Origin of the sequence: Streptomyces sp. NPDC088910 (assembly GCF_044749865.1) — a bacterium.
In the GTDB taxonomy this organism is placed as follows: Bacteria; Actinomycetota; Actinomycetes; order Streptomycetales; family Streptomycetaceae; genus Actinacidiphila.
In genome coordinates this window covers 65,145-89,418 of sequence record NZ_JBIVIV010000011.1, presented here as the reverse complement: position 1 = coordinate 89,418, position 24,274 = coordinate 65,145, and the positions used below count along the sequence as shown (strand labels likewise).

21 protein-coding genes, 1 tRNA gene and 2 pseudogenes are annotated in these 24,274 nt (G+C 73.6%); 13 read left to right on the top strand and 11 right to left on the bottom strand.

Going from position 1 to position 24,274, the window contains the following annotated elements:
• Positions 1-182: 182 nt before the first annotated feature.
• Complete coding sequence (locus ACIP4Z_RS24455) at positions 183-2,282, top strand: alkaline phosphatase family protein (RefSeq protein ID WP_401311426.1); 2,100 nt, start codon at positions 183-185, stop codon at positions 2,280-2,282.
• 22 nt (positions 2,283-2,304) lie between these two features.
• On the opposite strand, the gene ACIP4Z_RS24450 is transcribed toward ACIP4Z_RS24455, so the two are convergent.
• Positions 2,305-3,069 carry an SDR family oxidoreductase gene (locus ACIP4Z_RS24450; protein ID WP_355339331.1) on the bottom strand — a complete coding sequence of 255 codons (765 nt, stop codon included), beginning with the start codon at positions 3,067-3,069 and terminating at the stop codon, positions 2,305-2,307.
• A gap of 77 nt (positions 3,070-3,146) precedes the next feature.
• On the bottom strand, positions 3,147-3,728 hold the full coding sequence (locus ACIP4Z_RS24445; protein ID WP_391163718.1) for a TetR family transcriptional regulator: 582 nt from the start codon (positions 3,726-3,728) through the stop codon (positions 3,147-3,149).
• A 98-nt stretch (positions 3,729-3,826) separates the two neighbouring features.
• On the opposite strand from ACIP4Z_RS24445, the gene ACIP4Z_RS24440 reads away from it, so the two are divergent.
• Complete coding sequence (locus ACIP4Z_RS24440; protein ID WP_401311422.1) at positions 3,827-4,549, top strand: Clp protease N-terminal domain-containing protein; 723 nt, start codon at positions 3,827-3,829, stop codon at positions 4,547-4,549.
• Between the two features lie 55 nt (positions 4,550-4,604).
• Here ACIP4Z_RS24440 and ACIP4Z_RS24435 read toward each other — a convergent pair whose 3' ends face one another.
• Positions 4,605-5,336, bottom strand: coding sequence for a methyltransferase domain-containing protein (locus tag ACIP4Z_RS24435; RefSeq protein WP_391163720.1), 732 nt, complete (start codon positions 5,334-5,336; stop codon positions 4,605-4,607).
• A gap of 464 nt (positions 5,337-5,800) precedes the next feature.
• Here ACIP4Z_RS24435 and ACIP4Z_RS24430 point away from each other — a divergent pair, with 464 nt between their 5' ends.
• Complete coding sequence (locus tag ACIP4Z_RS24430) at positions 5,801-6,562, top strand: SLATT domain-containing protein (protein WP_401311418.1); 762 nt, start codon at positions 5,801-5,803, stop codon at positions 6,560-6,562.
• Between the two features lie 55 nt (positions 6,563-6,617).
• Here ACIP4Z_RS24430 and ACIP4Z_RS24425 read toward each other — a convergent pair whose 3' ends face one another.
• Both ACIP4Z_RS24425 and ACIP4Z_RS24420 read right to left on the bottom strand, forming a co-directional pair.
• Entirely contained in the window at positions 6,618-8,444 is a 1,827-nt protein-coding gene (locus tag ACIP4Z_RS24425; RefSeq protein WP_401311415.1) for an AMP-dependent synthetase/ligase, read from the bottom strand.
• A 308-nt stretch (positions 8,445-8,752) separates the two neighbouring features.
• Positions 8,753-9,622 carry a LysR substrate-binding domain-containing protein gene (locus ACIP4Z_RS24420; RefSeq protein ID WP_391163724.1) on the bottom strand — a complete coding sequence of 290 codons (870 nt, stop codon included), beginning with the start codon at positions 9,620-9,622 and terminating at the stop codon, positions 8,753-8,755.
• Positions 9,623-9,836: 214 nt separating this feature from the next.
• Here ACIP4Z_RS24420 and ACIP4Z_RS24415 point away from each other — a divergent pair, with 214 nt between their 5' ends.
• Both ACIP4Z_RS24415 and ACIP4Z_RS24410 read left to right on the top strand, forming a co-directional pair.
• Complete coding sequence (locus ACIP4Z_RS24415; protein ID WP_401311782.1) at positions 9,837-10,892, top strand: bile acid:sodium symporter family protein; 1,056 nt, start codon at positions 9,837-9,839, stop codon at positions 10,890-10,892.
• Entirely contained in the window at positions 10,807-11,340 is a 534-nt protein-coding gene (locus tag ACIP4Z_RS24410) for a DinB family protein (protein ID WP_401311411.1), read from the top strand. The genes ACIP4Z_RS24415 and ACIP4Z_RS24410 overlap by 86 nt, the downstream gene beginning before the upstream one ends.
• A gap of 73 nt (positions 11,341-11,413) precedes the next feature.
• Here ACIP4Z_RS24410 and fdhD read toward each other — a convergent pair whose 3' ends face one another.
• Positions 11,414-12,259, bottom strand: a complete 846-nt coding sequence (gene fdhD, locus ACIP4Z_RS24405) for a formate dehydrogenase accessory sulfurtransferase FdhD (protein WP_355339355.1) — start codon at positions 12,257-12,259, stop codon at positions 11,414-11,416.
• 77 nt (positions 12,260-12,336) lie between these two features.
• Between fdhD and ACIP4Z_RS24400 the strand changes: the two genes are divergently transcribed.
• From ACIP4Z_RS24400 to ACIP4Z_RS24380, 5 genes are all read left to right on the top strand, one after another.
• On the top strand, positions 12,337-12,690 hold the full coding sequence (locus ACIP4Z_RS24400; protein WP_391119403.1) for a chorismate mutase: 354 nt from the start codon (positions 12,337-12,339) through the stop codon (positions 12,688-12,690).
• Between the two features lie 122 nt (positions 12,691-12,812).
• Positions 12,813-13,478, top strand: coding sequence for an NAD(P)H-binding protein (locus tag ACIP4Z_RS24395; protein WP_355339358.1), 666 nt, complete (start codon positions 12,813-12,815; stop codon positions 13,476-13,478).
• Positions 13,479-13,638: 160 nt separating this feature from the next.
• Positions 13,639-13,723 (top strand) — tRNA-Leu (locus ACIP4Z_RS24390).
• Between the two features lie 136 nt (positions 13,724-13,859).
• Positions 13,860-14,873 (top strand): DUF5954 family protein, encoded by a 1,014-nt coding sequence (locus ACIP4Z_RS24385; RefSeq protein ID WP_355339361.1) that lies wholly within the window; start codon positions 13,860-13,862, stop codon positions 14,871-14,873.
• A 212-nt stretch (positions 14,874-15,085) separates the two neighbouring features.
• On the top strand, positions 15,086-15,787 hold the full coding sequence (locus ACIP4Z_RS24380; RefSeq protein ID WP_401311406.1) for a DUF4232 domain-containing protein: 702 nt from the start codon (positions 15,086-15,088) through the stop codon (positions 15,785-15,787).
• A gap of 18 nt (positions 15,788-15,805) precedes the next feature.
• Here ACIP4Z_RS24380 and ACIP4Z_RS24375 read toward each other — a convergent pair whose 3' ends face one another.
• Positions 15,806-16,384, bottom strand: coding sequence for a TetR family transcriptional regulator (locus tag ACIP4Z_RS24375; RefSeq protein ID WP_391163728.1), 579 nt, complete (start codon positions 16,382-16,384; stop codon positions 15,806-15,808).
• A gap of 86 nt (positions 16,385-16,470) precedes the next feature.
• Between ACIP4Z_RS24375 and ACIP4Z_RS24370 the strand changes: the two genes are divergently transcribed.
• The gene (locus ACIP4Z_RS24370; RefSeq protein ID WP_401311403.1) at positions 16,471-17,352 is read left to right on the top strand and encodes an SDR family oxidoreductase; all 882 of its coding nucleotides are present in this window, start codon (positions 16,471-16,473) and stop codon (positions 17,350-17,352) included.
• A gap of 301 nt (positions 17,353-17,653) precedes the next feature.
• Here ACIP4Z_RS24370 and ACIP4Z_RS24365 read toward each other — a convergent pair.
• The 3 genes and pseudogenes from ACIP4Z_RS24365 to ACIP4Z_RS24355 form a co-directional block, all read right to left on the bottom strand.
• Positions 17,654-18,113, bottom strand: a pseudogene (locus tag ACIP4Z_RS24365) (ATP-binding cassette domain-containing protein); the annotation flags it as partial.
• Positions 18,114-18,518: 405 nt separating this feature from the next.
• Positions 18,519-19,136 (bottom strand): annotated as a pseudogene (locus ACIP4Z_RS24360) (ATP-binding cassette domain-containing protein); the annotation flags it as partial.
• A gap of 449 nt (positions 19,137-19,585) precedes the next feature.
• Positions 19,586-21,784: a DEAD/DEAH box helicase gene (locus ACIP4Z_RS24355; protein WP_401311400.1), complete on the bottom strand. Its 2,199-nt coding sequence runs from the start codon at positions 21,782-21,784 to the stop codon at positions 19,586-19,588.
• Positions 21,785-22,032: 248 nt separating this feature from the next.
• On the opposite strand from ACIP4Z_RS24355, the gene ACIP4Z_RS24350 reads away from it, so the two are divergent.
• Both ACIP4Z_RS24350 and ACIP4Z_RS24345 read left to right on the top strand, forming a co-directional pair.
• Positions 22,033-22,443: a RidA family protein gene (locus ACIP4Z_RS24350; RefSeq protein WP_401311397.1), complete on the top strand. Its 411-nt coding sequence runs from the start codon at positions 22,033-22,035 to the stop codon at positions 22,441-22,443.
• A gap of 43 nt (positions 22,444-22,486) precedes the next feature.
• Positions 22,487-23,278, top strand: coding sequence for an aminotransferase class IV (locus ACIP4Z_RS24345; RefSeq protein WP_401311394.1), 792 nt, complete (start codon positions 22,487-22,489; stop codon positions 23,276-23,278).
• A 59-nt stretch (positions 23,279-23,337) separates the two neighbouring features.
• Here ACIP4Z_RS24345 and ACIP4Z_RS24340 read toward each other — a convergent pair whose 3' ends face one another.
• Complete coding sequence (locus ACIP4Z_RS24340) at positions 23,338-24,231, bottom strand: carbohydrate kinase family protein (protein ID WP_401311391.1); 894 nt, start codon at positions 24,229-24,231, stop codon at positions 23,338-23,340.
• Positions 24,232-24,274: the final 43 nt, after the last annotated feature.

Genomic DNA, 24,274 nt, shown 5'->3' with positions numbered 1-24,274 from the left:
ACACCCTCGCAGGCCCGAGCGTATGCCCTGCCGAGGGCCGGGCCCGGCGCGCGGCCCGACGGGGCGCCGGGACGCGGCGGGCGGTATGGCACTGTGGAGGTGTGCCGCAGCCTGCGAAGAGACGGGAACGGGCCGTCGGCCGGAGCGTGGTGAGGGCCGTCGGCCGGGTGCTCGCTGTGTGGATGGTCTCCAGCGCGACCCTGGCCGTACTCGCCTGGGTGCTCCCCGACTTCCGCCTCGAGGCTCCCAACGGCGACAGCCCCACCCAGATCGCGGTGACCTCGGCGATCGGCGCGGGCGCCTTCGGCGTACTGAGCGCTCTCGTGTGGCCGCTGCTGGTCCGCGCCCTGCTGCTGGTGCCCGCCCTCGTGCTCGGCGCCCTGGTCTTCTTCCTCAACGGCTCGCTGCTGCTCGTCGCCCTGCGCTTCACCCCCGACGGCCGCGGCCAGGTCGCCCCGGCCACCGCCGTGGTGATCGCCGCCGTGATGTCCGCGACGTCCTCCGCCACCAGCACCGCCCTCGCGGTACGGGACGACGCCGCGTACGGCCGCAGGCTCGCCCGGCTCGCGGGCCGCAGAACCCGTGCGAGCGACCCGCCGCTGCCGACCACGCCCGGCACGGTCTTCCTGCAACTCGACGGCGTCGGCCACGACGTGCTGCGCGACGCCCTCACCTCCGCGCCGCCCGCGATGCCGACCCTGGCCGGCTGGCTCGGCACCACCCACCGGCTCACCCCGTGGCGCACCGACTGGAGCAGCCAGACCGGCGCGAGCCAGCTCGCCATCCTGCACGGCACGAACCACGACGTGCCCGCCTTCCGCTGGTTCGAGAAGGAGACCGGCCAGCTGATGGTCTGCAACCGGCCCTCCAGCGCCGCGGAACTGGAGCGCCGCGCGGTGGCCCGTACCGGCTTTCGCGGACTGCTCGCCGAGGACGGCGCCAGCCGCGGCAATCTGTTCACCGGCGGCGCGGAACAGTCCGCGCTGGTGATGTCGGTGGCGGCCCGCCGCGACAAGTTCAGCCGCTCCAGATCCGGCTACTTCGCCTACTTCTCCGACCCGGCGAACGCGGTGCGCACCGCCTGGTCGTTCAGCGCCGAGGTGTGCCGCGAGATCGGGGAGTCGACGGCGTCGCGGCTGCGCAGGGACCGGCCCCGGATCAAGCGCGGCGGCCTCTACCCGCTGCTGCGCGCCTTCGCCACCGTCGTGGAACGGGACGTGGCCGTGGCCGCCGTCATCGGCGACATGCTGGCCGGAAGGACCGCCGTCTACGCGGACCTCGTGGCGTACGACGAGGTCGCCCACCACTCGGGCCCGCGCAGCAAGGACGCGCGCAAGGTGCTGGGCCGGCTCGACCGCTCGGTGGCGCTGATCGCCGACGCCTCGCGGTACGCGCCCCGGCCGTACCGCATCGTCCTGCTGTCCGACCACGGGCAGAGCGAGGGCGAGACCTTCGAGAGCGCGTACGGGGTGACCTTCCGCGCACTGGTGCGGGCCGGTTGCGGGCTGGCCGGGACCGAACGGCAGGCCAGGCGGCGGGCGGCGCGCGGCGCCGAGGCACGGGCGGCGGCCCGCACCGCGCTGCGCCGCCCCGAGCAGGAGCGGCGGGCGCAGGAGGAGGCCGAGTGCGCGGGGCCCGCGTCGCAGCCGGTCGTGCTGGCCTCGGGCAACCTCGGGCTCGTCGCCTTCCCCGAGATCGAGGGGCGGGCCACGCTGGAGGAGATCGACCGCCGCTCGCCCGCGCTCCTCGACGCGCTCACCGGGCACCCCGGTATCGGCTTCGTGCTCGTGCACAGCGCCGAGCGCGGTCCGCTCGTGCTGGGCCCCGACGGCTCGCAGCGCGAGCTGGCCACCGGGCGGATCAAGGGCGACGACCCGCTCGCGCCCTTCGGCGAGGGCGCCGCGGACGCCGTGCTGCGGGCGGACGGCTTCCCCCACATCGCCGACCTCATGGTCAACTCCGCCTGCGATCCGCGCTCCGGAGCCGTGCACGCCTTCGAGGAACAGGCCGGTTCGCACGGGGGCCTGGGCGGCCCGCAGAGCCACCCCTTCCTCCTGACCCCCGTCGAACTCCCCGTGCCGCCCGCCCCCCTCGTCGGAGCCGAGGCCCTGCACTCCCTGCTGCGCACATGGCTCACTCCGCCGCGCCCCGCCTCACCTCAGGAGAAGCGGCCCGGCGAGGAGCGATCCCGCGAGGAACCCATCCACCAGGAGCCCATCCACCAGGAACCCATCCACCAGGAACCGGTTCGTGAGGAACCGACCCGCGCGACGACGGCGTGAACCGACCTGACGCCGCCGCCGGTCAGGCCGTGGCGCCGCCGTCGATGACCAGGTCGGTGCCCACGGTGGAGGTGGCCGCGGGGGAGGCGAGGTGGAGGACGGCGGCGGCGATCTCCGCGACGCTGGACGCGCGGCCGAGGGGGATCTGGGCGCGCAGGCGGGCGGCCTTGGCGGCGGGGGTCTCGCCGGGGCGTGAGGACATGGGGGTGTCGACGGCGCCGGGGCTGACGGCGTTGATCCGGACGCCGTCACCGATGTGGTCGAGGGCGGCGGCGCGGGTGAGGGCGCTGACGGCGGCCTTGGCCGCGGTGTACGCGCCGAGGCCGGGAACGCGGCGATGGGCGCCGATGTTGGAGGCGACGTTGACGACGGCGCCGCCGCCGTGCGCCCGCATGTAGCCGATCTCGTACTTCATGGAGAGCCACAGCCCGGTCAGGTTGGTGTCGAGGCTGTGCCGCCAGTCGGCCTCGGATATGTCGGCGACCGGGGCGGGAGGGGTGATGACGCCGACGTTGTTCACGGCCACGTCGAGACCGCCGAAGCGGGCCGTCACGGCGTCGACCAAGCGCTCGACGTCCGGCGCGACGGTGATGTCGGCGGGTACGGCGGCGGCCTCGCCGACACCCTCGGCCGCGATGAGGGCGACCGTCTCCTCGAGGGTCCGCTCACTCCGCCCGGCGACGGCGACGCGGGCGCCCGCACGGGCGAACGCGAGCGCGACGGCCCGCCCGATACCGCTGCCGCCGCCGGTGACGAGGACGGCCCTGCCGGTGAAGGTGTCGGACATGACGGCTCTCCAGATGCCTTGGGTGCCTACGGGAATGAGAACGATCGGTCGCCAAAAGGGGGCTCCGACCCGTCCGGTCAGTCGAGCAGGGCCAGCGCCTGCGCCGCGGCGTCGCGCGGGCGTTCCGGGTCGCCGCCGGCCTTGCCGACCACGCGGATCCCCTGGAGCAGCACCAGGAGCATGCGGGCCAGCGCCCGCGGGTCCCGCCCGGCGGGCAGCTCGCCCTGGGCGCGGGCCCGCAGCAGCGCCGAGGTCAGCCCGGCCTCCAGCAGGTCCCAGCTCGCCTCCACCCGGCGGGCCGCGGCCCGGTCGTGCGGGGCCAGTTCCACCGCGGTGTTGGTCATGAAGCAGCCGCGCCGCAGTTCGTCGCGCGCGGACTCCTCGGCGAAGCGGGTCACCACCGCCCGTACCCCCGGCAGCGCGGGCCCCGGCTGTGACAACTCCTCCAGCAGCCGCGGGTCGCACAGCTCGCCGTAGCGGCGCAGCGCCAGCAGATACAGCTCGTGCTTGCTGCCGAAGGTGGCGTAGACGCTCGCCCGCGCGATGCCCAGCGCCTCGACGAGGTCGGCCATCGACGTGGCCTCGTAACCGCGCCGCCAGAACAGCTCAAGTGCCGCCTGGAGCGCCGTGTCCGGGTCGAATTCCTTGCTCCTCGCCATGCCGATGACCCTAGGGTCATTGAGAACGATCGGTCAAGAAAGAGCTAATCGTCAACTGAAGGTTGACGACCGAGGAATCGTCAACCTAACGTTGACGCATGACCCAACACCCGGTACGACTCGACGACCTCATCGACTACGTCAAGGAACAGCACCCCGGCAGCGAACCGCTCGAAGACCTCCAGCACGCGGTGGTCGTCGCCACCCACGTCGGCGAAATCGCCGACCACCTCATCGGCCACTTCGTGGACCAGGCCCGCAGGGCGGGCGCCTCCTGGACCGACATCGGCCAGCACATGGGGGTGAGCAAGCAGGCCGCGCAGAAGCGGTTCGTGCCCAAGGTTCCCGAGGACCTGGAGTATCTGAGCGTGGAGGCGGGCTTCAACCGCTTCACCGCGCGCGCCCGCAAGACCGTCGCCGCCGGACAGGAGGAGGCCCGCGGCGCCAGGCACAGCGCCGTGGCACCCGAGCACCTGGTCCTCGGCCTGCTGGACGAGCCCCACGGCCTCGCCGCCCTGTGCTTCGGCGCCCTCGGCGTCAGCGCGGAAGCCGTCCGCGCCGCCGTTTCCACCCCCGGCACCGAGGAAGAGCCCCTCAAGGGCAACCTCCCGGTCAGCCCCGCCGCTAAGAAGACCCTCCACCTGGCGCTGCGCGAGGCCCTGCGGCTCGGCCACAACTACATCGGCACCGAACACATCCTGCTCGGCGTCCTCAGCGACGACCAGGAACCCGCCGCCAGAGCGCTCGCCGGCCTCGGCGTCACGCACGAGGCGGCGGAGGCGTGGACCCTCGCGAGCCTGGCCGACCTCGCCAAGGAGTGACCGGCACGGCCGCCCGGCGCCGGCCGGCCCTCCCCGGCCGGTCCGGCGTCGCCCCTCAGCTCTCCTTGCGCAGCGCCAGCAGCCGGTACACCGGGTCGGGGCGCGGCACCTGCTGGCCGGGAAGCAGCGCCAGCCGCCGCACCAGCGCGCCGGCCTGCTCGTCGTCCAGCGCCAGCGCCGACGCGTAGTAGCCGCGCTCCAGATCCCCGGCGGTCCGCTCGGGGGAGCGGCCCTGCCCGTGGCCGGTGAAGCGCGCCTCGCCCGCCCTGCGCAGCCCGTGCTCCGAGGCGACGGCCAGAATCCGCGGGGCCGCGTCGTACGCCTTCCGCACCCGGTACGGCGCCAGCAGTTCGTCCACGTCGCTGTTCATGTCGTGGCCCGAGTCCTTGTCGACCGTCGTCACGAACACCCCGCCGGGCCGCAGTACGCGGGCGCACTCGGCGACCACCGCGGGCGCGTCCGGCAGCAGGTGCAGCAGCCACACCGCGCTCACCGCGTCCAAGGACGCGTCGGCGAAGGGCAGCCGATGGCAGTTGCCCAGCACCACCGAGGCACCGAGGCGCTCGGCGGCCACCTGGGCCATGCCCTCGGAGGAGTCGACGCCGAACACCCGCAGTCCCGGCCGGTCGAGCAGCCCGGTGACCAGCCCCGTACCGCAGCCGATGTCCAGCAGTGTGCCCGCGCGTTCGGGCACCAGGGCGAGGATCGCGCGGGCCGCTGACCGGGCCCGCGGCACACCGCCGCGCGTGGCGTCGTAACGCGCCGCCTCCACGTCGTAGTCCAGCATGTGCGAAATGCTAGAGGCCCCAGGTGAACAGGGGTTCACCCGGGACCTTGCGCGCCGGTTACGTGGTGAGGCCAGTGTTACGTCTGGCCGAAGGGTCCGGATCCGGCCCGAGGCGGGTGCCGTTGTCCGGATTCACCGGTTCCGCGCGGCCGGGCCCGACCGGCCCGAGCGCGGCGCGCTCCAGCGCACCGCAGGTGCCGCCGACCGCCCGTCCCCCGCACGGCGCGGACGGGCGCGGCGGGAACCGGACACCGCGATGGCTCGCGCACGCCCTTCGGCCCCACGTCCCGTCAGCGCGCCGCACGTTTCCGTATACGCGTCACACGGCGCCCCTCGGGCTCGGTGGGGGCCCTGCGGGGCTTGTGGGTGCGGAATCCCACGGCTCGGCGGTGAACTCGCCCTGAGAAACGGCGCGTTACCGCGACCGGACGTGACGGCGGCGCGGCAGCCGATAGCCTCGCCGGATGACTGAGCTGGACGGCGGCGGTACGCCGACGGGCGCGCCCGGGACCGGGCGGCGGCAAGGGCAGGCCCGCGATCTGGGCGGCAGGCCCTTCCCCGACATCGCGGTCGAAGGACCGGACGGGCAGCGCGAGGCGCTGGCGCGGCTGCGCGCCTGGGCCGAGCAGGAGGCGCAGGACGCCATCGACTGGTACCAGCGCGACAAGCGGCGCAAGCGCACCGCCTCCCGCACGCTCCAGGCGCTGGCCATCGCCCTGGCGGTGGCCGGTACGGCCGTGCCGCTGGCCACCGCGGCGAGCGGCGGCTCCGGGCAGGGCTGGGGATACGTCCTGCTCGCCCTCGCCGCGGGCTGCAAGGGATTCGACCACTTCTTCGGGCTGTCCGCGGGCTGGATGCGGGACATCACCGTCGCCCACGCGCTGCGCGGCGAGCTGAACGCCGTACGCCTCGAATGGGCCGCCGACGTGCTGCGGGCCGGGCCGGGAGGAGCCGCCGCCCGTACCTCGGGACCGCTCGAACCGGCCGAGGTCGAGCGCCAGTTGGCCCTCATCGCCCGGCTCGTCACGACGGTGCGCGGCCACGTCGAGTCCGAGACCGTCGACTGGCGTACGGACCTGAGCGCGCGCATCCGGCAGCTCAACGAGGCGGACGGCGGCCTGTCAGGCGCGGCGGTACCGGCCGCACCAGGCGGACCGGCCGCATCCGGGGGACCGGCCGCATCCGGGGGACCGGCCGCATCCGGCGACCGGCAGCCCCTGGCGTAGGGCCAGCCCCTGACGTGGGCTCCCTGACGCAGGCCCGGCGGGCCGGGCTCCCGCCTCAGCCCCGGTAGAGCGCCTCGATCTCCCGCGCGTACGCGTTCTCTATCGCCCGCCGCTTCAGCTTCAGCGACGGCGTCAAGGTGCCGCGCTCCTCCGAGAACGGCGCCGCCAGGATGCGGAAGGTGCGGATCGACTCGGACTGCGAGACAAGGGTGTTCGCGGCGACCACGGCCCGCCGGATCTCCGCCTCCAGGTCCGGGTCGTGCACCAGCTCGGTGGCGGGCAGATTCGGCTTGCCGCGCATCCGCAGCCAGTGCTCGACGGCCTCCCGGTCGTAGGTGATCAGCGCGGCGACGAAGGGCCGGTTGTTGCCCACGGCCACGCACTGCGCGACCAGCGGGTGCGCCCGCACCCGCTCCTCCAGCGCGACCGGCGACACGCTCTTGCCGCCGCTGGTCACCAGGATCTCCTTCTTGCGGCCGGTGATCGTCAGATAACCGTCCTCGTCGAGCGCGCCCAGGTCCCCGGTGGCGAGCCAGCCGTCCCGCAGCACTTCCTCGGTGGCCTTGGCGTTGTTGAGGTAGCCGTGGAAGACCTGGCCGCCGCTCAGCCAGATCTCGCCGTCGTCGGCGATGGCCACGGTGGTGCCGGGCACCGGCTGGCCGACGGTGCCGAAACGCGTCTGCTCCGGCGGGTTCGCGGTCGCGGCGGCCGTCGTCTCGGTCAGGCCGTAGCCCTCGTAGATCGTGACGCCCGCGCCGGAGAAGAACAGGCCGAGCCGCCGGTCCATCGCCGAGCCGCCCGAGATACCGTGCCGCACCCGGCCGCCGAGCGCGTCGCGGACCTTGCTGTAGACCAGCTTCTCGTAGAGCTGGTGCTGCATCCGCAGACCCGTACTCGGACCTGGCCCGGTGCCGAAGGCCCGCGCCTCCACCGCCTCCGCGTACCGCACCGCGACATCGACCGCCTTCTCGAACGGCCCGAGCCTGCCGCCCGCCTCCGCCTTGCGGCGCGCGCCCTGGTAGACCTTCTCGAAGACGTACGGCACGGCCAGGACGAACGTCGGCCGGAAGGCGGCGAGGCTCGGGATGAGTTCGGCGGCCGTCATGCTCGGCTGGTGGCCGAGGCGGATCCGGTGCCGTACCGCGGCGACCTCCACCATGCGGCCGAAGACGTGCGCCAGCGGCAGGAAGAGCAGTGTGGACGGCTCCTCGCCCGGCTTGCTCCGGAAGACCGGCTCCCAGCGGGCCACCACGTTCTCGGTCTCCGCCATGAAGTTGGCGTGCGTGAGGACACAGCCCTTGGGCCGCCCGGTGGTGCCCGAGGTGTAGATGACGGTGGCGACGGCGTCGGGTGTGACGGCGAGGCGGTGCCGCTCCACGACGTCGTCGCCGATCTGCCGCCCGGCCTCCGACAGTTCGGTCACGCAGTCGGAGTCGAGCTGCCACAGCCGGGTCAGCGCGGGCAGTTCGTCCACGGCCGCGCCGATCGTCATGGCGTGGTCCTCGTGCTCCACGACCGCCGCCACCGCGCCCGAGTCGTGCAGCATCCACCGCACCTGCTCGGAGGAGGAGGTCGGATAGACCGGTACGGACTGGGCGCCGATCGCCCACAGCGCGAAGTCGAACAGCGTCCACTCGTACCGGGTACGGGACATGATCGCGACCCGGTCGCCGAACCGTACGCCCTCGGCCAGCAGCCCCTTGGCCACCGCGAGCACCTGGTCGCGGAATTCGCTCGTCGTCACGTCCTGCCAGACGCCGTCCTCGTCCGCGCGGCCGAACACCACCTTGTCGGGGGCCTGCCGTGCGTTGCCGAACACGGCATCCGCCAAACCTCCGGCCTGTGGCGTCGTGGCCATGGGGGGGACGGTGAACTCGCGCAACGGGTGCTCTCCTCATACCGCACAGTGCGGGGCCCGTAAGCTATCCGATCCGCCGCACGGGCGGGAGGGCCGTGGCAGACCCGTGTTATCGGACATCTGTGCTGGTGGCGGGCGTATGACCGCGTCTCACAAGGGAGTCGTGCCCACGCGGCCGTTTCCGATGCTTCCGCCGCCGTACTTTTATCTCCACCAAATCTGCGCCGACCGGTCACTGGCGCTCCACTGTCCCAGGGGCCACGTGCGCCCCGCGCCCGGCCCCGCCCGCGGCTCCGCGTCGTTCGGCCCCGCGTCATCCGCCCCGCGCCTGGTCAGGACAGCGGCTTGTGCAGCCGGTCGCCGCCCGCGAGGATCGCCGCGGCCAGCGCGTCGGCCGCGTCCTGGGCGCGGGCCTGCCGCCGCCCGTGCAGCAGGACGAAGTCCACCGCGCCCAGTTCCGGCAGTCCGGACCGGGCGGGCAGCCGTACCAGCCCGGCGGGCACCAGGCCCTGCGCGTGCGCCATCACGCCGAGGCCCGCGCGGGCCGCCGCGACCAGACCGCTGAGCGAGGCGCTGGTGCACGCCACCCGCCAGGCCCGCCCGTCGCGCTCCAGTACCTCCAGCGCGCGGGCGCGGGTGATGCCGGGCGGGGGGAAGGCGATCAGCGGCACCGGACGGTCCGGGTCCAGGCGCAGCCGCTCGCCGCCGATCCACACCAGCTTGTCGCGCCACACGAGCCGTCCGGGGCCGTTCGGCCCCTGCCGCTTGGCCAGGCACAGGTCGAGCCGTCCCGCGTCGAGCCACTGGTGGAGGGTGCCGGACAGTTCGACGGTCAGCTCCAGGTCGACCTCGGGGTGCTCGCGCCTGAAGCCCTCCAGGATCTCCGGCAGCCGGGTCAGCACGAAGTCCTCCGAGACGCCGAAGCGCAGCCGTCCGCGCAGCCGGGTGCCGGTGAAGAAACCGGCCGCGCGCTCGTTCGCCTCCAGGATCGTCCGGGCGAAGCCGAGCATGGCCTCGCCGTCCTCGGTCAGCTCCACGCCGTGGGTGTCGCGGGCGAAGAGCCGGCAGCCCGCCGCCTCCTCCAGGCGCCGCACATGCTGGCTCACCGTGGACTGCCGCAGCCCCAGCCGCTGCGCGGCCTGCGTGAAGCTCAGCGTCTGCGCCACGGCGAGGAAGGTCCGCAGCTGCACGGGATCGAACATGCCCGCCAGTCTAGTCCGGCTATCGCGTTCCGTGATGACAGTGAGTACGGCAACCGGGCTTCCCGATCGCCGACGCCCCGACGATGCTGGAGCGGTGCCATCAGATACCGCGCCGCAGGACCCGCCAGACACCGCGCCGCAGGCCGCCGCGACGGACTCCGCGCCGCAGGCCGCCGCGACGGACTCCGCGCCGCGGGCCCCGAAGCGGTCGGGGCTGCTCAGGCGGCTGCCCGTCGACCCGTACATCGCGGCCCTGCTCGCCACCGTCGCCTTCGCCGCTCTGCTGCCCGCGACCGGGACCGCCGCGCACACCGCGAGCCACGCCAGCAACGGCGCGGTCGCGCTGCTCTTCTTCCTCTACGGCGCCCGGCTGTCCACCGGCGAGGCGCTGACCGGGCTGCGCCACTGGCGGCTGCACCTCACCGTGCTCGCCGCCACCTTCGTCGCCTTCCCGCTGCTGGGCCTGGCCGCCCGCGGCCTGGTCCCGTACGTCCTGGCGCCGCAGCTCTACCCCGGCTTCCTCTTCCTGTGCCTGCTGCCGTCCACCATCCAGTCCTCGATCGCGTTCACCTCGATCGCCCGCGGCAACGTCGCCGCCGCCATCTGCGCCGGGTCCTTCTCCAGCCTCGCCGGGATCGTCCTCACCCCGCTGCTGGCCGCGGCCCTCATCGGCGGCGACTCCGGCGTCGACGCGCACGCGCTGCTCGACATCTCCCTCCAGCTGCTCGCGCCCTTCGTCGCCGGGCAGGTGCTGCGCCGCTGGATCAACGGGTTCCTCACCCGGCACCGCAAGGTGCTCGGCTACGTCGACCGCGGGTCGATCCTGCTGGTCGTCTACACCGCCTTCAGCGCGGGCATGGCCGAGGGCATCTGGCACAAGGTCCCGGTGCCGCGGCTGGCGGAACTGCTCGTCCTGGAGGCGGTGCTGCTCGCCCTGATGCTCGGCCTCACCTCCTTCGGCGCGCGCCGCCTCGGCTTCGGCCGGGCCGACCGGATCACCATCGTCTTCGCCGGGTCCAAGAAGAGCCTGGCGTCCGGACTGCCCATGGCCACCGTGCTGTTCGGGTCCGGCGCCGGGCTCGCCGTACTGCCGCTGATGCTCTTCCACCAGATGCAGCTCATGGTCTGCGCGGTGATCGCGAAACGCTGGGCACGCCAGCCCGACCCGGAGGTAGCGTGGCGCGATGACCAGGACGACGACGCCACGCGACCAGCCGGACCCGCCGCCGCTCCGCGGCGACCTGCGCCCGCCGGGGCTGAACGCGGATGAGCCGACGACGCTGCTGGGCTTCCTCGACTATCTGCGGGAGGCCGTCGTCGCCAAGGCGGAAGGCGTGCCGGACGAGGTCGCGAAGGCGCCGGGCGTCACCTCGGGCACCAGCCTCCTCGGCCTGGTCAAGCACCTCACGGCCGTCGAGTTCAACTGGTTCGTCTGGGCCTACGAGGGCGCCGACCTCCCCCTGCGGGACGACGAGATCCCGCCGTCCGACGACGAGAGCGGCGCCGAACTGATCGCCGCCTACCGCGCCGCCGCCCTGCGCAGCAACGAGACCGTCGCCGCCTGCGCCGACCTCGAACGCCCCGGCGCCCGCTCCCTGCGCGAGACCCCGCCGCCGTCCCTGCGCTGGGTGCTGGTCCACATGATCGAGGAGACGGCGCGGCACGCGGGCCATGCCGACATCATCCGCGAGCGGTACGACGGGGACGTCGGCCGCTGACGGCCCTGTTCAGCGGATCACCCGGTGACCCGGTGACCCGGTGACCCGGTGACCCGGTGACCCGATTACCCGGTCACCCGGTGTGCTCCGCCGCGAGCGCGATACGGGACTCGCCCGCGTACACGTTCATGGAGTTGCCGCGCAGGAAGCCGACGAGGGTGAGACCGGACTCCGCGGCCAGATCGACGGCGAGCGAGGAGGGGGCGGAGACGGCGGCCAGTACGGGGATGCCCGCCATCACGGCCTTCTGCGCCAGTTCGAACGAGGCGCGGCCCGAGACCATGAGGATGTGTCCCGCCAGCGGCAGCCGGCCCTCGCGCAGCGCCCGGCCGACCAGCTTGTCCACCGCATTGTGCCGCCCCACGTCCTCCCGCGCGTCCAGCAGCTCGCCGTGCTCGTCGAAGAGGGCGGCGGCGTGCAGCCCGCCGGTGCGGTCGAAGACGGCCTGCGCGGCGCGCAGCCGGTCGGGCAGCGAGGACAGCAGCGCCGGGGTGAGCCTGGGGGAGTCCGGATCGGTGATCGGCAGCCGCGTCGCCGTACGCACCGCGTCCAGGCTGGCCTTGCCGCACAGCCCGCAGGACGACGTCGTATAAACGTTCCGCTCCAGCGAGATGTCCGGAAGCGGGACACCGGGCGCGAGCTGGACGTCCACGACGTTGTACGTGTTCACGCCGTCCGCGGTGGCGCCCGCGCAGTACACCACCGACCTGACATCGTCGGCCGCGGCGAGCACGCCCTCGCTGACCAGGAAGCCGGTGGCCAGCGCGAAGTCGTCGCCGGGTGTGCGCATCGTGATGGCGAGCGGCTTGCCGTTCAGCCGGATCTCCAGCGGCTCCTCGGCCACCAGCGTGTCCGCGCGGTGCCCCGCCACGCCGTCCCTGATCCGCAGTACGCGGCGCCGCTCGGTGACCCGTCCCATGCCTCAAGAGTGACATAGGTAGGGTGATCGGGAACTCGCCGCCGTGCACCACGGACCGACCAGGATGGCAGACCGAGATGAGCGACCAGCCGACCGCCGAGCACTCACTGGTGAGCGACGAGGAGGCGTTGGAAAGACTCCGCGCCCTGCGCGGCAGCATCGACAACCTGGACGCGGCGCTGGTGCACCTGCTCGCCGAGCGCTTCAAGTGCACCCAGCAGGTCGGTGAGCTGAAGGCCGCCCACCACCTCCCGGCCGCCGACCCGGCCCGCGAGGCCGACCAGATCGCCCGGCTGCGGCGCCTCGCGGAGGACGCCAAGCTCGATCCTGCCTTCGCCGAGAAGTTCCTCAACTTCATCATCGACGAGGTCGTACGGCACCACCGTGCCATCGCCGCCCGTCCGAAGCAGGCCCCGAACAACGGTTCCTGACCGGCCCCCTGAACGGCCGCTCCTGACCGTGCGTCAAGTGCCCGGCGCCCGCACCCCGAAACCCGGTGGTGGGGCGCCGCGTTGAACCTGGCACAGCACACGCACACACAGGGAGCCACCACATGAAGCTCACGATCTTCGCGGCGACCGGGGGGATCGGCCGGCTCCTGGTCGATCAGGCGGTCGACGCGGGACACGACGTGACGGCCGTCGTCCGCAATCCGGCGCGACTCACCCGGGACGTCCACTCCGTCACCGCCGACCTCACCCACCCCGACGCCGACGCGCTGCGCGGCGCGGTCGAGGGCGCCGACGGCGTCCTGTCCGCGTTCGGTCCCAGCTCACGGGCCCAGACCGGCATCACCTCGGTCGGCACCCGCGCCATCGTCGAGGCCATGCAGGCCACCGGCGCCCGCCGGATCGTCGTCGTCAGCGCCGCGCCGGTCTCCACCACCCCGTCGCCCGGCCGTCCGAACCCGCCCAAGCACGACCCGGGCGAGGGCCCCCTCATGCGCTATGTCGGCGCCCCCATGGGCAAGCTCTTCCTGGGCAAGCACTTCGCCGACCTCGCCCTCATGGAGGACATCCTCCGCGACAGCGGCCTCGACTGGACCTCCGTCCGTCCGCCCCGCCTCACCGACAAGCCGCTCTCCACCACCTACCGCACCGCCGTCGACCAGAACCTCCGGGGCGGCGCCCTCGCCTCCCGTGCCGACGTCGCCCACTTCATGCTCCACGCCCTCTCCGACCCCGCCACCGTCAAGCAGGCCATCGGCATCGCCACCTGAGCCCCCACCCGCCCCTACCCGCCCCCACCTGCTCCGCAGCGTCCGTCCGGGCCCCGCACCCGGCCGGACCGCCCGCCGCAATCCCAGGTGAGAAGCACTCCGAATCCTTGGTATCGTTGACCCCGTCACCACGGCCCCGCGGGTCGCGGTGCCACACCCCGTCCGGGTGGCGGAATGGCAGACGCGCTAGCTTGAGGTGCTAGTGCCCTTTATCGGGCGTGGGGGTTCAAGTCCCCCCTCGGACACCCATGGTTTTCCTGACAAGGCCGCCTTCGGGCGGCCTTTTTCAGCCCCCTGCTGACAACGATGTCGCGTACGTGTGGTGTGCGGTATCAGGCAATTCGCTGACAGCCGCCGCTCGGGTGTGGGGACAATGGCTCCATGAGCGGGGACGAACCCACAGCGTCAGAGAACCTGATCATGAACGTCCAACTAGGCGGCCACCCCGTCGAATTGGCCGCCGAGGCAGACCGCAGAGACGCCGCGCAGCGGTACGGGCACTACATCGTCCGCGGCCCGCTCTTCGCCCTGGCGGCGTGCGCACCGGGCGACGTCGGATGGCGGTTGCTGACCCCCATGACGGACGGCTTCCCCCAGGCGTCGCGCGACGCCCTCAACTCCCGCCTCTGGTTCCGGGCCAAGGAGGACACCGACGACCCGGCGCTGCGCCGGGAGCTGCTGTCGGCGGTCGACCGTCTGGAGTCGGAACCCCTCGACGAGCTGACCGTGGCCGGGACCCGCTACCGGGTCGTCCGCGGCGACGAGTTCTTCTACACCCACGACGGCAAGGTCGAGCCGCCGCGCCCCACCGACCCCGATCCCGCGGTCCTGGACTGGGACGACCGCGCCGCGGACCCCGAGCTGGACGGCGACGTCGTCATCGACCACGCCGCCGCGACCGGGGTGATGGCGAGCGCCGAACGCCTCGCGCTGCGCGACCTGCACTACCGCAGCCTCCGCTACCCCGCCGACGTACGGGCCGACTCGCGGTCCGCGCTGCGGACGCATCCGGGAGTCGTCCTGCTCCCGGCGGCGTTCCGGGTGGTCGAGCGGACGGACGTCGGCTGGGAGCCGGCCATCAACATCCTGGCCACCCCGCACGCCGCCCGCCGGGCCCTGGCCGACGCGCTGACCACCATGTGGCCCCGGATGTACGAGCTGGACGCGGACGAGGAAGCCGACTACGCCCGCGCCGCCGAGGAGTTCCGCGCCGCCGGCCGGGCGAACGAACTCGAGGTCGGCGGCCGGCAGTTCTCCGTGGCCCGCGTCGCGCGGCTGATCCGGGTCGGCGCCGACGGCCCCGAGCCGCCCCGCCCCTCCGACGTCGACCCGTACGGCCCGTCGAAGATCCACCCCACGATGGACGAGCACGGGAACATCACCTACGACGAGTGACCACCGGCCCGGTGCGGCGACGTGCCCACCGGGCCGCCGGGGATTCGTGTGACGGATGCGACGACCGCATTCCGTCTGTCTTGATCATGCTTCTCGCGTGTCACGGGGGCGTCCCGGTGGGATTCCCCGCGCAACCGCCGCCCCTGCCGGGTGCCTCCATCAGCGCAGAAGGTCCGCGACGGGCGGGCCGGCACCCGACATACGGAGTAGCAATGCGCAGCAGCAAGAGGCTCTCGGTTCTCGCCCTCGTCGTCGTGGCCGCCGGAATGTCGCTCACGGCCTGTGGCCCCGACGACTCCAGCGCCTCCGGTACGACGGCGTCGCCCAGTGCCCCCGGCGCCACGTCGTCGCCCAGTGCCGCGCCCGGCCAGGACAGCTCCTCCGGTGGTTCCGGTGACGGCTCCAGCAGCGGTTCCGACAGCGGCTCCAGCGGCGGTTCCGGCGGTACGACCGGAGGCTCCGGCTCGTCGAACGGCGGCTCCTCGAACGGCGGGTCGGCGGCCGGCGCCATGTGCAAGACCTCGAACCTGGCCATCTCGGCCGAGCACGGCATCTCGGGCGAGGGCATGGAGCTGATCCACTTCAAGAACACCGGCTCCGGCTCCTGCACGATGCACGGCTTCGCGGGCATCGACCTGAAGAGCGGCACGGACACCGTGAACGTCGCCCGCCGCCCCGGCAGCGAGGTGCCCACCGTCACGCTGGCTCCCGGCGAGCGCACCGAAGCCGTCCTGTACTACCCGTTCAACAACAGCGGCGGCAGCGGCTACACCTTCACCACGATGACCGTCACGCCGCCCAACGAGACCCACTCCACGAGCGTCGGCGCGACCATCAACATCCCGCTCGACAACCCCGACGAGAACCTCCAGACCACTCAGATCCACATGAACGCGGTCGGCGCGGGCAAGTGACCGCATGCTGTCTCCGGTTCAGCCCAGCGACGCGCTCGCCGCGCGCAGCTCATCGAGGGCCGTGACGAGATGCCCGCCCAGGTCGTCCCCGGCGTCGCGGTCGCCCTCGGACCAGACCGCGTAACCCCGCTTGAAGGCGAGGAGGCCGAGTTCGCCCGCGAGAGCGGCGGTCGGACCGGGAATCCCGCGCGCCGCCAGAGCGCTGGTCATCGCGTTGGCGAGGCTGACGCTCTTGAGCGCGTCCCGTTCCTGGAGCTCGGCGCTGGCGGCGACGGCCGCCTTGAGGCGGGGGGCGAAGTCGCGGTTCATGGGGCCCATCGCGGTCGAGGCGCGCGCGAGACCGGCGGCGACCGCCTCCAGCGGGCTGGCGTCCGCGGGCGCCTCGGCGATTCCCTCGGCCAGCAGCCGGCTCAGCGTCTCCTGCCCCGCGACCAGCAGCTCGCGCTTGTCGGGGAAGTGCCGGAAGAAGGTGCTCTTGGTGACCCCGGCACGCTCGGCGATCTGCGTGACGGTCGTGGCGTCGTACCCCTGCTCGGTGAACAGGTCGACGGCGGCCACGACGAGGCGTTCGCGCGCCCCTGGTTCCCACCGGCTCATGAGGTCATCCTATCTGACGGGACTCTTGTCCCATCAGTCTGTTACGGTGATGGGACAAGAGTCCCGTCACTTGTGGGAGTGTTTCCATGCGCGTCTTCGTCACCGGCGGCACCGGTCTGATCGGCTCCGCCGTCGTCGCCGAACTGCTCGGCAACGGCCACACCGTCCTCGCGCTCACCCGTTCCGACGCGTCCGCGCGAGCCGCGGAGGCGGCCGGGGCCGAGGCGATCAGGGGAGACCTCGCCGACCTGGACGCCCTGCGCACCGGCGCCGGGCGCGCCGACGGGGTGGTCCACCTGGCGTTCGCCAACGACTTCAGCAGCGCCGAAGCGGTCGCGAACGCGGTCGCCGAGGAGACCGCCGCCCTCGCGGCCCTCGGCGAGGCGCTGGTCGGCAGCGACCGCCCCTTCGTCACCGCCTCCGGCACGCCCTACGTGCCGGGCCGCGCCTCCGTCGAGAGCGACCCGGTGCCGACCGAGGGACCCGTCGGCGGTCGCGGTCGGGCGGTCACGGCGGTCCTGGACCTGGCCTCGCGCGGGGTCAGGAGCTCGGCCGTGCGCCTGCCGCGTACGGTCCACAACGAGGGCACGGGCGGCTTCGCCGGTCTGCTGACCCACATCGCGCGCCAGAGCGGCGTCTCCGGCTACCCGGGCGACGGCACCCAGCGCTGGCCCGCCGTGCACGCGCTCGACGCGGCGGTGCTCTTCCGGCTCGCGCTGGAAGGCGCGGAGGCCGGGACCGCCTGGCACGCCGTGGCCGACGAGGGCGACCAGGTCCGGGACATCGCCGCGGTCATCGGCCGCCGGCTGAACCTGCCGGTCGAGTCCGTGCCCGCCCAGACGTACGGCACTCTCGGCCCGATCTTCGCGGCCGACCAGCCCTCGTCCAGCGCCCACACCCGCAAGGTGCTCGGCTGGGAGCCGAAGCACCCCGGTCTCCTGGAGGACCTGGAGAACATCCAGCCCTGAGCGGGCGGCGACCCGGTCGGCTTCCCGGTCCGAGGTACGTCAAGGCTGTCAGCGACCTCGGCAGCCTCAGGGTTTCCGGGCTCGGGGTTTGCGGGTCTCGTCCCGGTTGATGCCCGTCCCTACGCCTCGGCCGCTCCGAGCAGTCCCCGGACCTCCTCCGCGGTGGTCTCCTGGAGCTCGTCCGTGACGAGGAGCCAGCGCGTCACGCCGATCGACTCCAGGAACGGCAGATCGTGGCTGGCGACGAGCAGGGCGCCCTCGAAGGAGTCCAGGGCGCCGGTGAGTTGACGCAGGCTGGCCAGGTCGAGGTTGTTGGTGGGCTCGTCCAGCATGAGGAGTTGGGGCGCGGGAGCGGCGAGCATCGTCGCGGCGAGCGCGGCGCGGAAGCGTTCGCCGCCGGAGAGGGTGCCCGCGCGCTGCTCGGCCCGCGCGCCCTTGAAGAGGAACCGCGCGAGCTGGGAACGGATGTGGTTGTCGGTGACGCCGGGCGCCCGCCGGGCCACATTCGCCGCGACGCTCAACTCCTCGTCCAGCACGTCGAGTCGCTGCGGCAGGAACCGCAGCGGTACGTGACCGACCGCCTCGCCGGACAGCGGCGCCAGCTCACCGGCGAGGGTGCGCAGCAGCGTGGTCTTCCCCGTCCCGTTGCGTCCGACCAGCGCGACGCGCTCGGGGCCGCGTAGCTCGAAGGTGCCGTCGAGCAGCCGGCCGTACCGGGGGCGCAGTGCGCGCAGGCTCAGGACCGTACGGCCGGCGGGCACGGCGGTGTGGGGGAGGTCGACCCGGATCTCGGCGTCGTCACGGACCGCGTCCGCTGCCTCCTCGCGCCGCTCGCGCGCCTCGTCGAGCCGGTCCTCGTGCACGCCGCGGAGCCTGCCCGCCGACTCCTGCGCCGACCGCTTCTTCTCGCCCGCGACGATCCGCGGCGCCCGCCGCTGCGCGTCCAGCTTCTTGTCCTGCTTCTGGCGCCTGGCCACCTTGATCTGCGCCTCCTCCAACTCCCGCTTCTGCCGCCGCACATCGGCCTCCGCGGCCCGCAACGTCCGTCCGGCCGCCTCCTGTTGCGCGGCCAGCGCCTCCTGGTACGCCGACCAGCCGCCGCCGTACCAGTTCACGGAACCCGTCCGCAGTTCGGCGATCCGGTCCACGCGCTCCAGCAGTTCACGGTCGTGGCTGACCACGACCAGCACGCCGGAGCGCCAGGAGTCGACGGCCTCGTAGAGCCGCCGCCTGGCCACCAGGTCCAGATTGTTGGTGGGTTCGTCGAGCAGCAGCACATCGGGGCGCTCCAGCAGGAGCGCGGCCAGCCGCAGCAGTACGGTCTCGCCGCCTGACATCTCGCCGACGGCCCGGTCGAGGCCGATGCCGCCGAGACCGAGCGTGCCGAGCGTCGCCAGCGCCCGCTCCTCGACATCCCAGTCGTCGCCGACCGTCTCGAAGTGCGCCTCGTCCACGTCACCGGCCTCGATGGCGCGCAGGGCGGCCCGCCGCTCGGCGATGCCGAGCGCCTGGTCGACGCGGCGGCCGGTGTCGAGTGTGATGTTCTGCGGCAGGCAGGCGAGGGTGCCGCCGACGCTCACCGAGCCCCGCGCGGGCCGCAGTTCGCCGGAGAGCAGCCGCAGCAGCGTGGACTTGCCGGTGCCGTTGGCGCCGACGAGCCCGGTCCGGCCGCGGCCGATGGTCAGGGACAGGCCGTCGAACACGGGCGTGCCGTCCGGCCACTGGAAGGACAGCCCCGAGCAGGTCAGGGACGCGCCGGGCGGGGTGGCGGTGGGATGGGCCATGGTGGGTCTCGCAGTCGAAAGCGCTGTGGATGGGGGGCTTCGTATGCGAGCACCACGCGGCGACCTGGCCGGACAGCGGGAGGGTGCGGGCCTCCGTGAGGTGACGGACGGCCCAGGGCACCGAGGTCGCATCTGCGCGGACGTCACGGCGCGGCGGGAACGCCGACTGCCACGTGACGCGTATACGGCGAAGCGAAGGCCGTACCGCGCGATGATCGCGGACCTCAGATGCGCAACGTCCACCTCTATCGGAGACAACAGGACCTGATCACGGTACCGCAGAGGTCCGGCACGACGAACGCGATTTACGGCCCGGCCCCCCAGCCCCCGCGCCTCCCGGCCCCCCGCGCCTCCCGGCCCCCGGCGGGCTCGGCCTCCCGGCGACGCTCGCCCCCCTCGGCCCCCGGCTTCCTCGGGCGCCCTCTACGGCACCGCGCCGCGCGCCCCCGTCACTTGGTGAGGGACAGCCTCATCTGCTCCTCCTCCACGATCCGCCGCGCGAGCGACTGCTCCGAGATGTCGACCGCGTCGGGAGTCGACTCCGCGAGGTCGCTGCGGCGCGCGTAGGCGTCGAAGAGCACCTGCTTGGTGCCGAGGATGTCGAGCATGCGCTGGTCGACGCTGTCGGCGATCAGCAGCCGGTGCACGCGCACGTGGCGGATCTGGCCCATGCGGTGGGCGCGCCCGATGGCCTGGGCCTCCAGGGTCGGCTTGACCTGCGGCTCGCAGAGGATCACCACCGAGGCGGCCTGCATGTTCAGCCCGGTGCCGCCCGCCTGGATCTGGCTGAGCAGCACCGCGTGGCCGGGCACCGCCGCGAAGGCGTCGACCATCTCCTGGCGCTCGGTGGCGGCGACCGCGCCGGTCAGCGGGCCGAAGGCGGCCGGGCCGAGCGCGTCGTGCACGGTGGTCAGCACGTCGCGGAAGAAGGAGAAGACGACGACCTTCAGCTCGTTCTCCTCGGCCTCCTTCACCAGTTCGCGCAGCCGCTGGAGCTTCGCCGAACGATGGGGCGCCGCGTAGGCGGCGCGCCGCATCGCCATGAAGTTCCCCTCCGCGACCGCCGTCCGGTAGGCGGCCAGATCCGTACGGCTGAACTCCTCCCACTCGTCGGACTGCGCCAGCTCCGGCAGTTCGGTGAGCACGTCCTGCTGATTGCGGCGCAGATAGGCCGGGGCGACGGCCCTGCGGAACGCCTGCGAGCCCGCGACCGCGTCGCTGTGCCGGATGTGGGGGAGCAGATCGGGCTGGAGGTGGTGCACCAGACTGCGGAATTCCTCGACGCGGTTCTCCATCGGGGTGCCGGTCAGGAACAGCACGCGGTCGGTCCTGGCCGTCCACAGCGCGACGGTCCGCGACCTGCGCGTGTCCGGGTTCTTCACGTAGTGCGCCTCGTCCACGACGAGCATCCCCAGCGGCACCCCCTCGGGCACGTCCAGCGAACTCAGCGCGTCGTACGTGGTGACGGCCACGCCGCCGTCCCGCACCCAGTCCGCCAACGCCGCTTTCCGGTACGGGCCGTGCAGCCGGTACGCGTCCAGGGCGCTGCGCGACTCGATCTCCCGCGACCAGTTGACCAGCACGCTCGCCGGGCAGACGACGAGGAAGTGCGTACGGCCCTCCGCCCGCAGGTGGGCCAGGGCCGCGATGGCCTGGATGGTCTTGCCCAGGCCCATCTCGTCGCCGATGATCACCCGCCGCTGGGCCAGCGCGAAGCGCGCGCCGAACGCCTGGTAGCCGCGCAGCGACACCCGGCGGTGCGTGTCGTCAAGACGCTGTCCGCGCACCCGCTCGGAGACCGACGACGGCAGGAAGCCTTCCGCCGCGTCGATGTCCGGGGCGAGTTCGGCGATCTCCGCGAGCAGGACGGTGTACTCCGACGGCCTGACCTCGAAGTCCAGCCACGCCTCGGCGGCGGGCGCCGCCGGGCGCAGCAGGTCGGTGCTCGCCTGGGTCAGCAGCAGCCCGGTGCCGTCGGCGGTGTGCTCCGCCAGCAGCTCCTCGATCCGCCGCACGGCGTCCTGCGCGCGCAGCCGCCCGAGCCTGCCCGCCAGCAGCATCCGCAGCCGGGCGCCCGCCGGGCGGGCGGCGGCCAGCAGCGGTGTCAGCTCGGCGTCCACGCGCGCGGCGGTCTCCACGGCCCGCGGAATCTCGGGACCCGCGTTGACCAGCCGGTTGAGCGCCATCACCAGGGCGGTGGTGTCCGGGTCGTCCCGGTCGGCCGGATCGATACGGACGGCCACGTGCTCCTCGGCCGCCGACGCGATCTGGCGCGCCGCCGCTATGGCCTGGTCCGCGCTCTGCGCGCCCACGCCGGGGACCTGCCGCAGCTCGTACGACCGGGCGCCGTAGACCTTGCCGACCGTGTCGTACCCGGCCTGTTCCATGGCGCCGAGGCGCAGCCTGCCCTCGGTGACGTCCTTGAGCCGGGCGACCGGGATGCCGTCCAGCTCGCGGCGGACCCGTGCCTCCCGCAGCGGGACCAGCGCGGCCCGCACGTCCGCGCGCACCCGTGTGTGGTCCGCGGTGACCGTACGAGCCGAGGCGACGAGCTTCGCGGCCTGGCCGGACACCTTCCGCGCCTGCTTGCCGACCGGCGCCTGCCGCGCACCCGCCTCTTCCTGTCCGACACCCCCGTCCGCGTCCATGGCTCCCCGTCTCCCGCCGATTCCGATTCCGATGCCGGTCCCGACGCGGCCGATGCGCGTGTCACCACGGATGCCGGGCCCGTCCGCTGCGGCACATGATTCCACCCCCCACCGACACCGCGACGGCCCCCGGCCAAATCTCCGGTGGCCGGACTGCCCGGACTCCCGGACCGCCCGAGCCGCCCGCGCGGTCCGGGAGCCGAAAATGAGTGGGCCCAGGCCCCCGCGCCCCGGCAGACTCACCACCCATGAGCGCCCACATCACCCGCGTCAATCCTCCCGCCCTCCACCAGACCCCCGGCTACCACCACATCACCGTCGTCGAGGCCGGGCGGACCGCCTACCTCGCCGGTCAGTGCCCGCTCGACGCCGAGGGCCGGATCGTCGGCCGCGGCGACTACGCCGCCCAGGCCCGCCAGGTGGCCGCCAACGCCCTGACGGCGCTCGAAGCCGTCGGCGCCGGGCCGGGCGACGTCGTGCGCTCGGTCATCTACGTGGTGAGCGACGACCGCAAGACGCTGTCCACGGTGTGGGACGCGCTGAACGCCTCGCCGCTGGGCGGCGCCTTCGACACCGCGAGCACCCTGCTCGGGGTGGCACAGCTCGGCTTCACCGCGCAGTTGGTCGAGCTGGACCTGACTGCCGCGCTGGCTGGCTGACGGGCCTGTGTGCCGGAAGGGCGGGCGTGCCTAGGGTGAGGTCATGACGCAATCACCGTTCATCGAGATCGACGGCCGGGCCGCGACGGTGGAGGCCATCGCGCCCGCGCTCGGCGGCTACGGCCACTTCACGGCGATGCAGGTACGCGGCGGAAAGGTGCGCGGCCTGGCGTTCCACGTCGAACGCCTCGACGCCGCCACGCGGGAGCTGTTCGGCGCGGGCCTGGACGGCGAGCGCGTTCGGGCGCACGTGCGGCACGCGCTGGCCGGGTCGGGGCGCGCGGACGCCTCCGTGCGGGTCAACGTCTTCCAGCCGGTGGAGGGCGCCGACGAGCCGGTCGCCGTCATGGTCGCCGTCCGCCCGCCCGCCGGTGTCGAACCCGGCCTCAAGCGCCTCAAGTCGGTGCCCTACCAGCGCCCGGCCGCCCACCTCAAGCACGTCGGCGGCTTCGGGCAGGCGTACTTCGGCCGCCAGGTGGCCGCAGGGGGGTACGACGAGGCGCTGTTGGCCGGTCCCGGCGGCGAGATCGCCGAGGGCGCCATCACCAACGTCGGCTTCATCGACGGCGACACCGTCGTCTGGCCGGACGCCGCCCCGCATCTGCGCGGCATCACCCTCCAGGTCCTGGAGCGTGAACTCGTACGGGCCGGTGTCCCGCAGGACCGCCGCCCGCTGCGGCTCACCGACGTGGGGTCGTACGACGGCGCCTTCCTGGCCAACTCGCGCGGCACAGCGGTCATTTCGGAGATCGACGGCGTCCCGCTGCCCACGCGGTCCGAACTCCTGGCGCGGGTGGGGGAGTTGTACGAGTCCGCGCCGTGGGACGCCATCTGACGGCGCCGGTCGGGCGGTCCGCGACGTTACGGCGGGGGCGCGTTCCGACGGCCCCCCCATTACGTCTCCGGCCGCCCGCCGACCACGGTCACCGCCTCCGCTCCGGTGCGGCAGCCCGCCGCGAGCGACGCGGCGAGGTCCGCGCCCGCGAGACGGGCGGCCAACAGGCCGCCGGTGAAGGCGTCTCCGGCGCCCGTGGTGTCCACCGCGACGGCCGGGACGCAGGGCACCCGTACCGTCACCTCGCCGTTCACGGCGGCCAGCGCGCCGCCCGCGCCGAGGGTGACCACGACCGTGCCGCCGCCGCGCGCCGCGCTCAACTCGGCCGCCGCGCGGGCCGGTTCGGGCACACCGGACAGCAGCGCCGCCTCCGCGTCGTTGGGCAGCAGCAGATCCGTACCTGCCACGTCGGCCAGGAAACGGGCCACGCCCGCCTCGCGCAGGAAACCGGCGGAGGCCGGATCGACGCTCACCGGCAGCGACCGGGCGCGCGCCGCCTCGGTGACCACGGCCGCCAACTCGCGTCCCCACTCGGAGAAGTAGAGATAGCCGGAGAGGTGGACGTGCCCCATGCCGTCCAGCAGCGCCTCGTCCCAGTCGGCGGGGCCGAGCCGGAAGGCGGCGCCGCTGTCGGTGACCAGGGTCCGTTCGGCCGCCGCGTCGACCAGGGCGATCACCACGGCCGTCGGCGCCTCGTCGTCGACCCGCAGCACCGGCTCCACGCCCGCGGCCTCCAGCGCGGCGCGGTGCCAGTCGGCGGAGTCGGCGCCCGCGCGGGCCAGCAGCCGCACTCGCGCGCCCCGACCGGCCGCCCAGCAGGCCACGTTGGCCCCCGCGCCGCCCGGCCGCACCGCGATCCGGGCGGCGGTGTCGGTGTCGGCGGCGAGGGGCCGCGCGTGCCGCGCCACCACGTCGGTGACGACATCGCCGACGACGAGGAGTCCGGAAGGCACCGGCTCCACAGCGGCGGGTCCGGCGCTGTCGGACGGCCTCGCG

Excerpts from the sequence above, each read along its gene's own strand:
- ACIP4Z_RS24395 (WP_355339358.1), top strand. The coding sequence starts at position 12,813 with ATGAAGCTCACGATCTTCGCGGCGACCGGGGGGATCGGCCGGCTCCTG.
- ACIP4Z_RS24400 (WP_391119403.1), top strand. The coding sequence starts at position 12,337 with ATGAGCGACCAGCCGACCGCCGAGCACTCACTGGTGAGCGACGAGGAG.
- ACIP4Z_RS24455 (WP_401311426.1), top strand. The coding sequence starts at position 183 with ATGGTCTCCAGCGCGACCCTGGCCGTACTCGCCTGGGTGCTCCCCGAC.
- ACIP4Z_RS24350 (WP_401311397.1), top strand. The coding sequence starts at position 22,033 with ATGAGCGCCCACATCACCCGCGTCAATCCTCCCGCCCTCCACCAGACC.
- ACIP4Z_RS24355 (WP_401311400.1), bottom strand. The coding sequence starts at position 21,784 with ATGGACGCGGACGGGGGTGTCGGACAGGAAGAGGCGGGTGCGCGGCAG.
- ACIP4Z_RS24370 (WP_401311403.1), top strand. The coding sequence starts at position 16,471 with ATGCGCGTCTTCGTCACCGGCGGCACCGGTCTGATCGGCTCCGCCGTC.
- ACIP4Z_RS24420 (WP_391163724.1), bottom strand. The coding sequence starts at position 9,622 with ATGTTCGATCCCGTGCAGCTGCGGACCTTCCTCGCCGTGGCGCAGACG.
- ACIP4Z_RS24450 (WP_355339331.1), bottom strand. The coding sequence starts at position 3,069 with ATGTCCGACACCTTCACCGGCAGGGCCGTCCTCGTCACCGGCGGCGGC.
- ACIP4Z_RS24380 (WP_401311406.1), top strand. The coding sequence starts at position 15,086 with ATGCGCAGCAGCAAGAGGCTCTCGGTTCTCGCCCTCGTCGTCGTGGCC.
- ACIP4Z_RS24345 (WP_401311394.1), top strand. The coding sequence starts at position 22,487 with ATGACGCAATCACCGTTCATCGAGATCGACGGCCGGGCCGCGACGGTG.
- ACIP4Z_RS24440 (WP_401311422.1), top strand. The coding sequence starts at position 3,827 with ATGACCCAACACCCGGTACGACTCGACGACCTCATCGACTACGTCAAG.
- ACIP4Z_RS24430 (WP_401311418.1), top strand. The coding sequence starts at position 5,801 with ATGACTGAGCTGGACGGCGGCGGTACGCCGACGGGCGCGCCCGGGACC.
- ACIP4Z_RS24375 (WP_391163728.1), bottom strand. The coding sequence starts at position 16,384 with ATGAGCCGGTGGGAACCAGGGGCGCGCGAACGCCTCGTCGTGGCCGCC.
- fdhD (WP_355339355.1), bottom strand. The coding sequence starts at position 12,259 with ATGGGACGGGTCACCGAGCGGCGCCGCGTACTGCGGATCAGGGACGGC.
- ACIP4Z_RS24435 (WP_391163720.1), bottom strand. The coding sequence starts at position 5,336 with ATGCTGGACTACGACGTGGAGGCGGCGCGTTACGACGCCACGCGCGGC.
- ACIP4Z_RS24445 (WP_391163718.1), bottom strand. The coding sequence starts at position 3,728 with ATGGCGAGGAGCAAGGAATTCGACCCGGACACGGCGCTCCAGGCGGCA.
- ACIP4Z_RS24410 (WP_401311411.1), top strand. The coding sequence starts at position 10,807 with ATGACCAGGACGACGACGCCACGCGACCAGCCGGACCCGCCGCCGCTC.
- ACIP4Z_RS24385 (WP_355339361.1), top strand. The coding sequence starts at position 13,860 with ATGAGCGGGGACGAACCCACAGCGTCAGAGAACCTGATCATGAACGTC.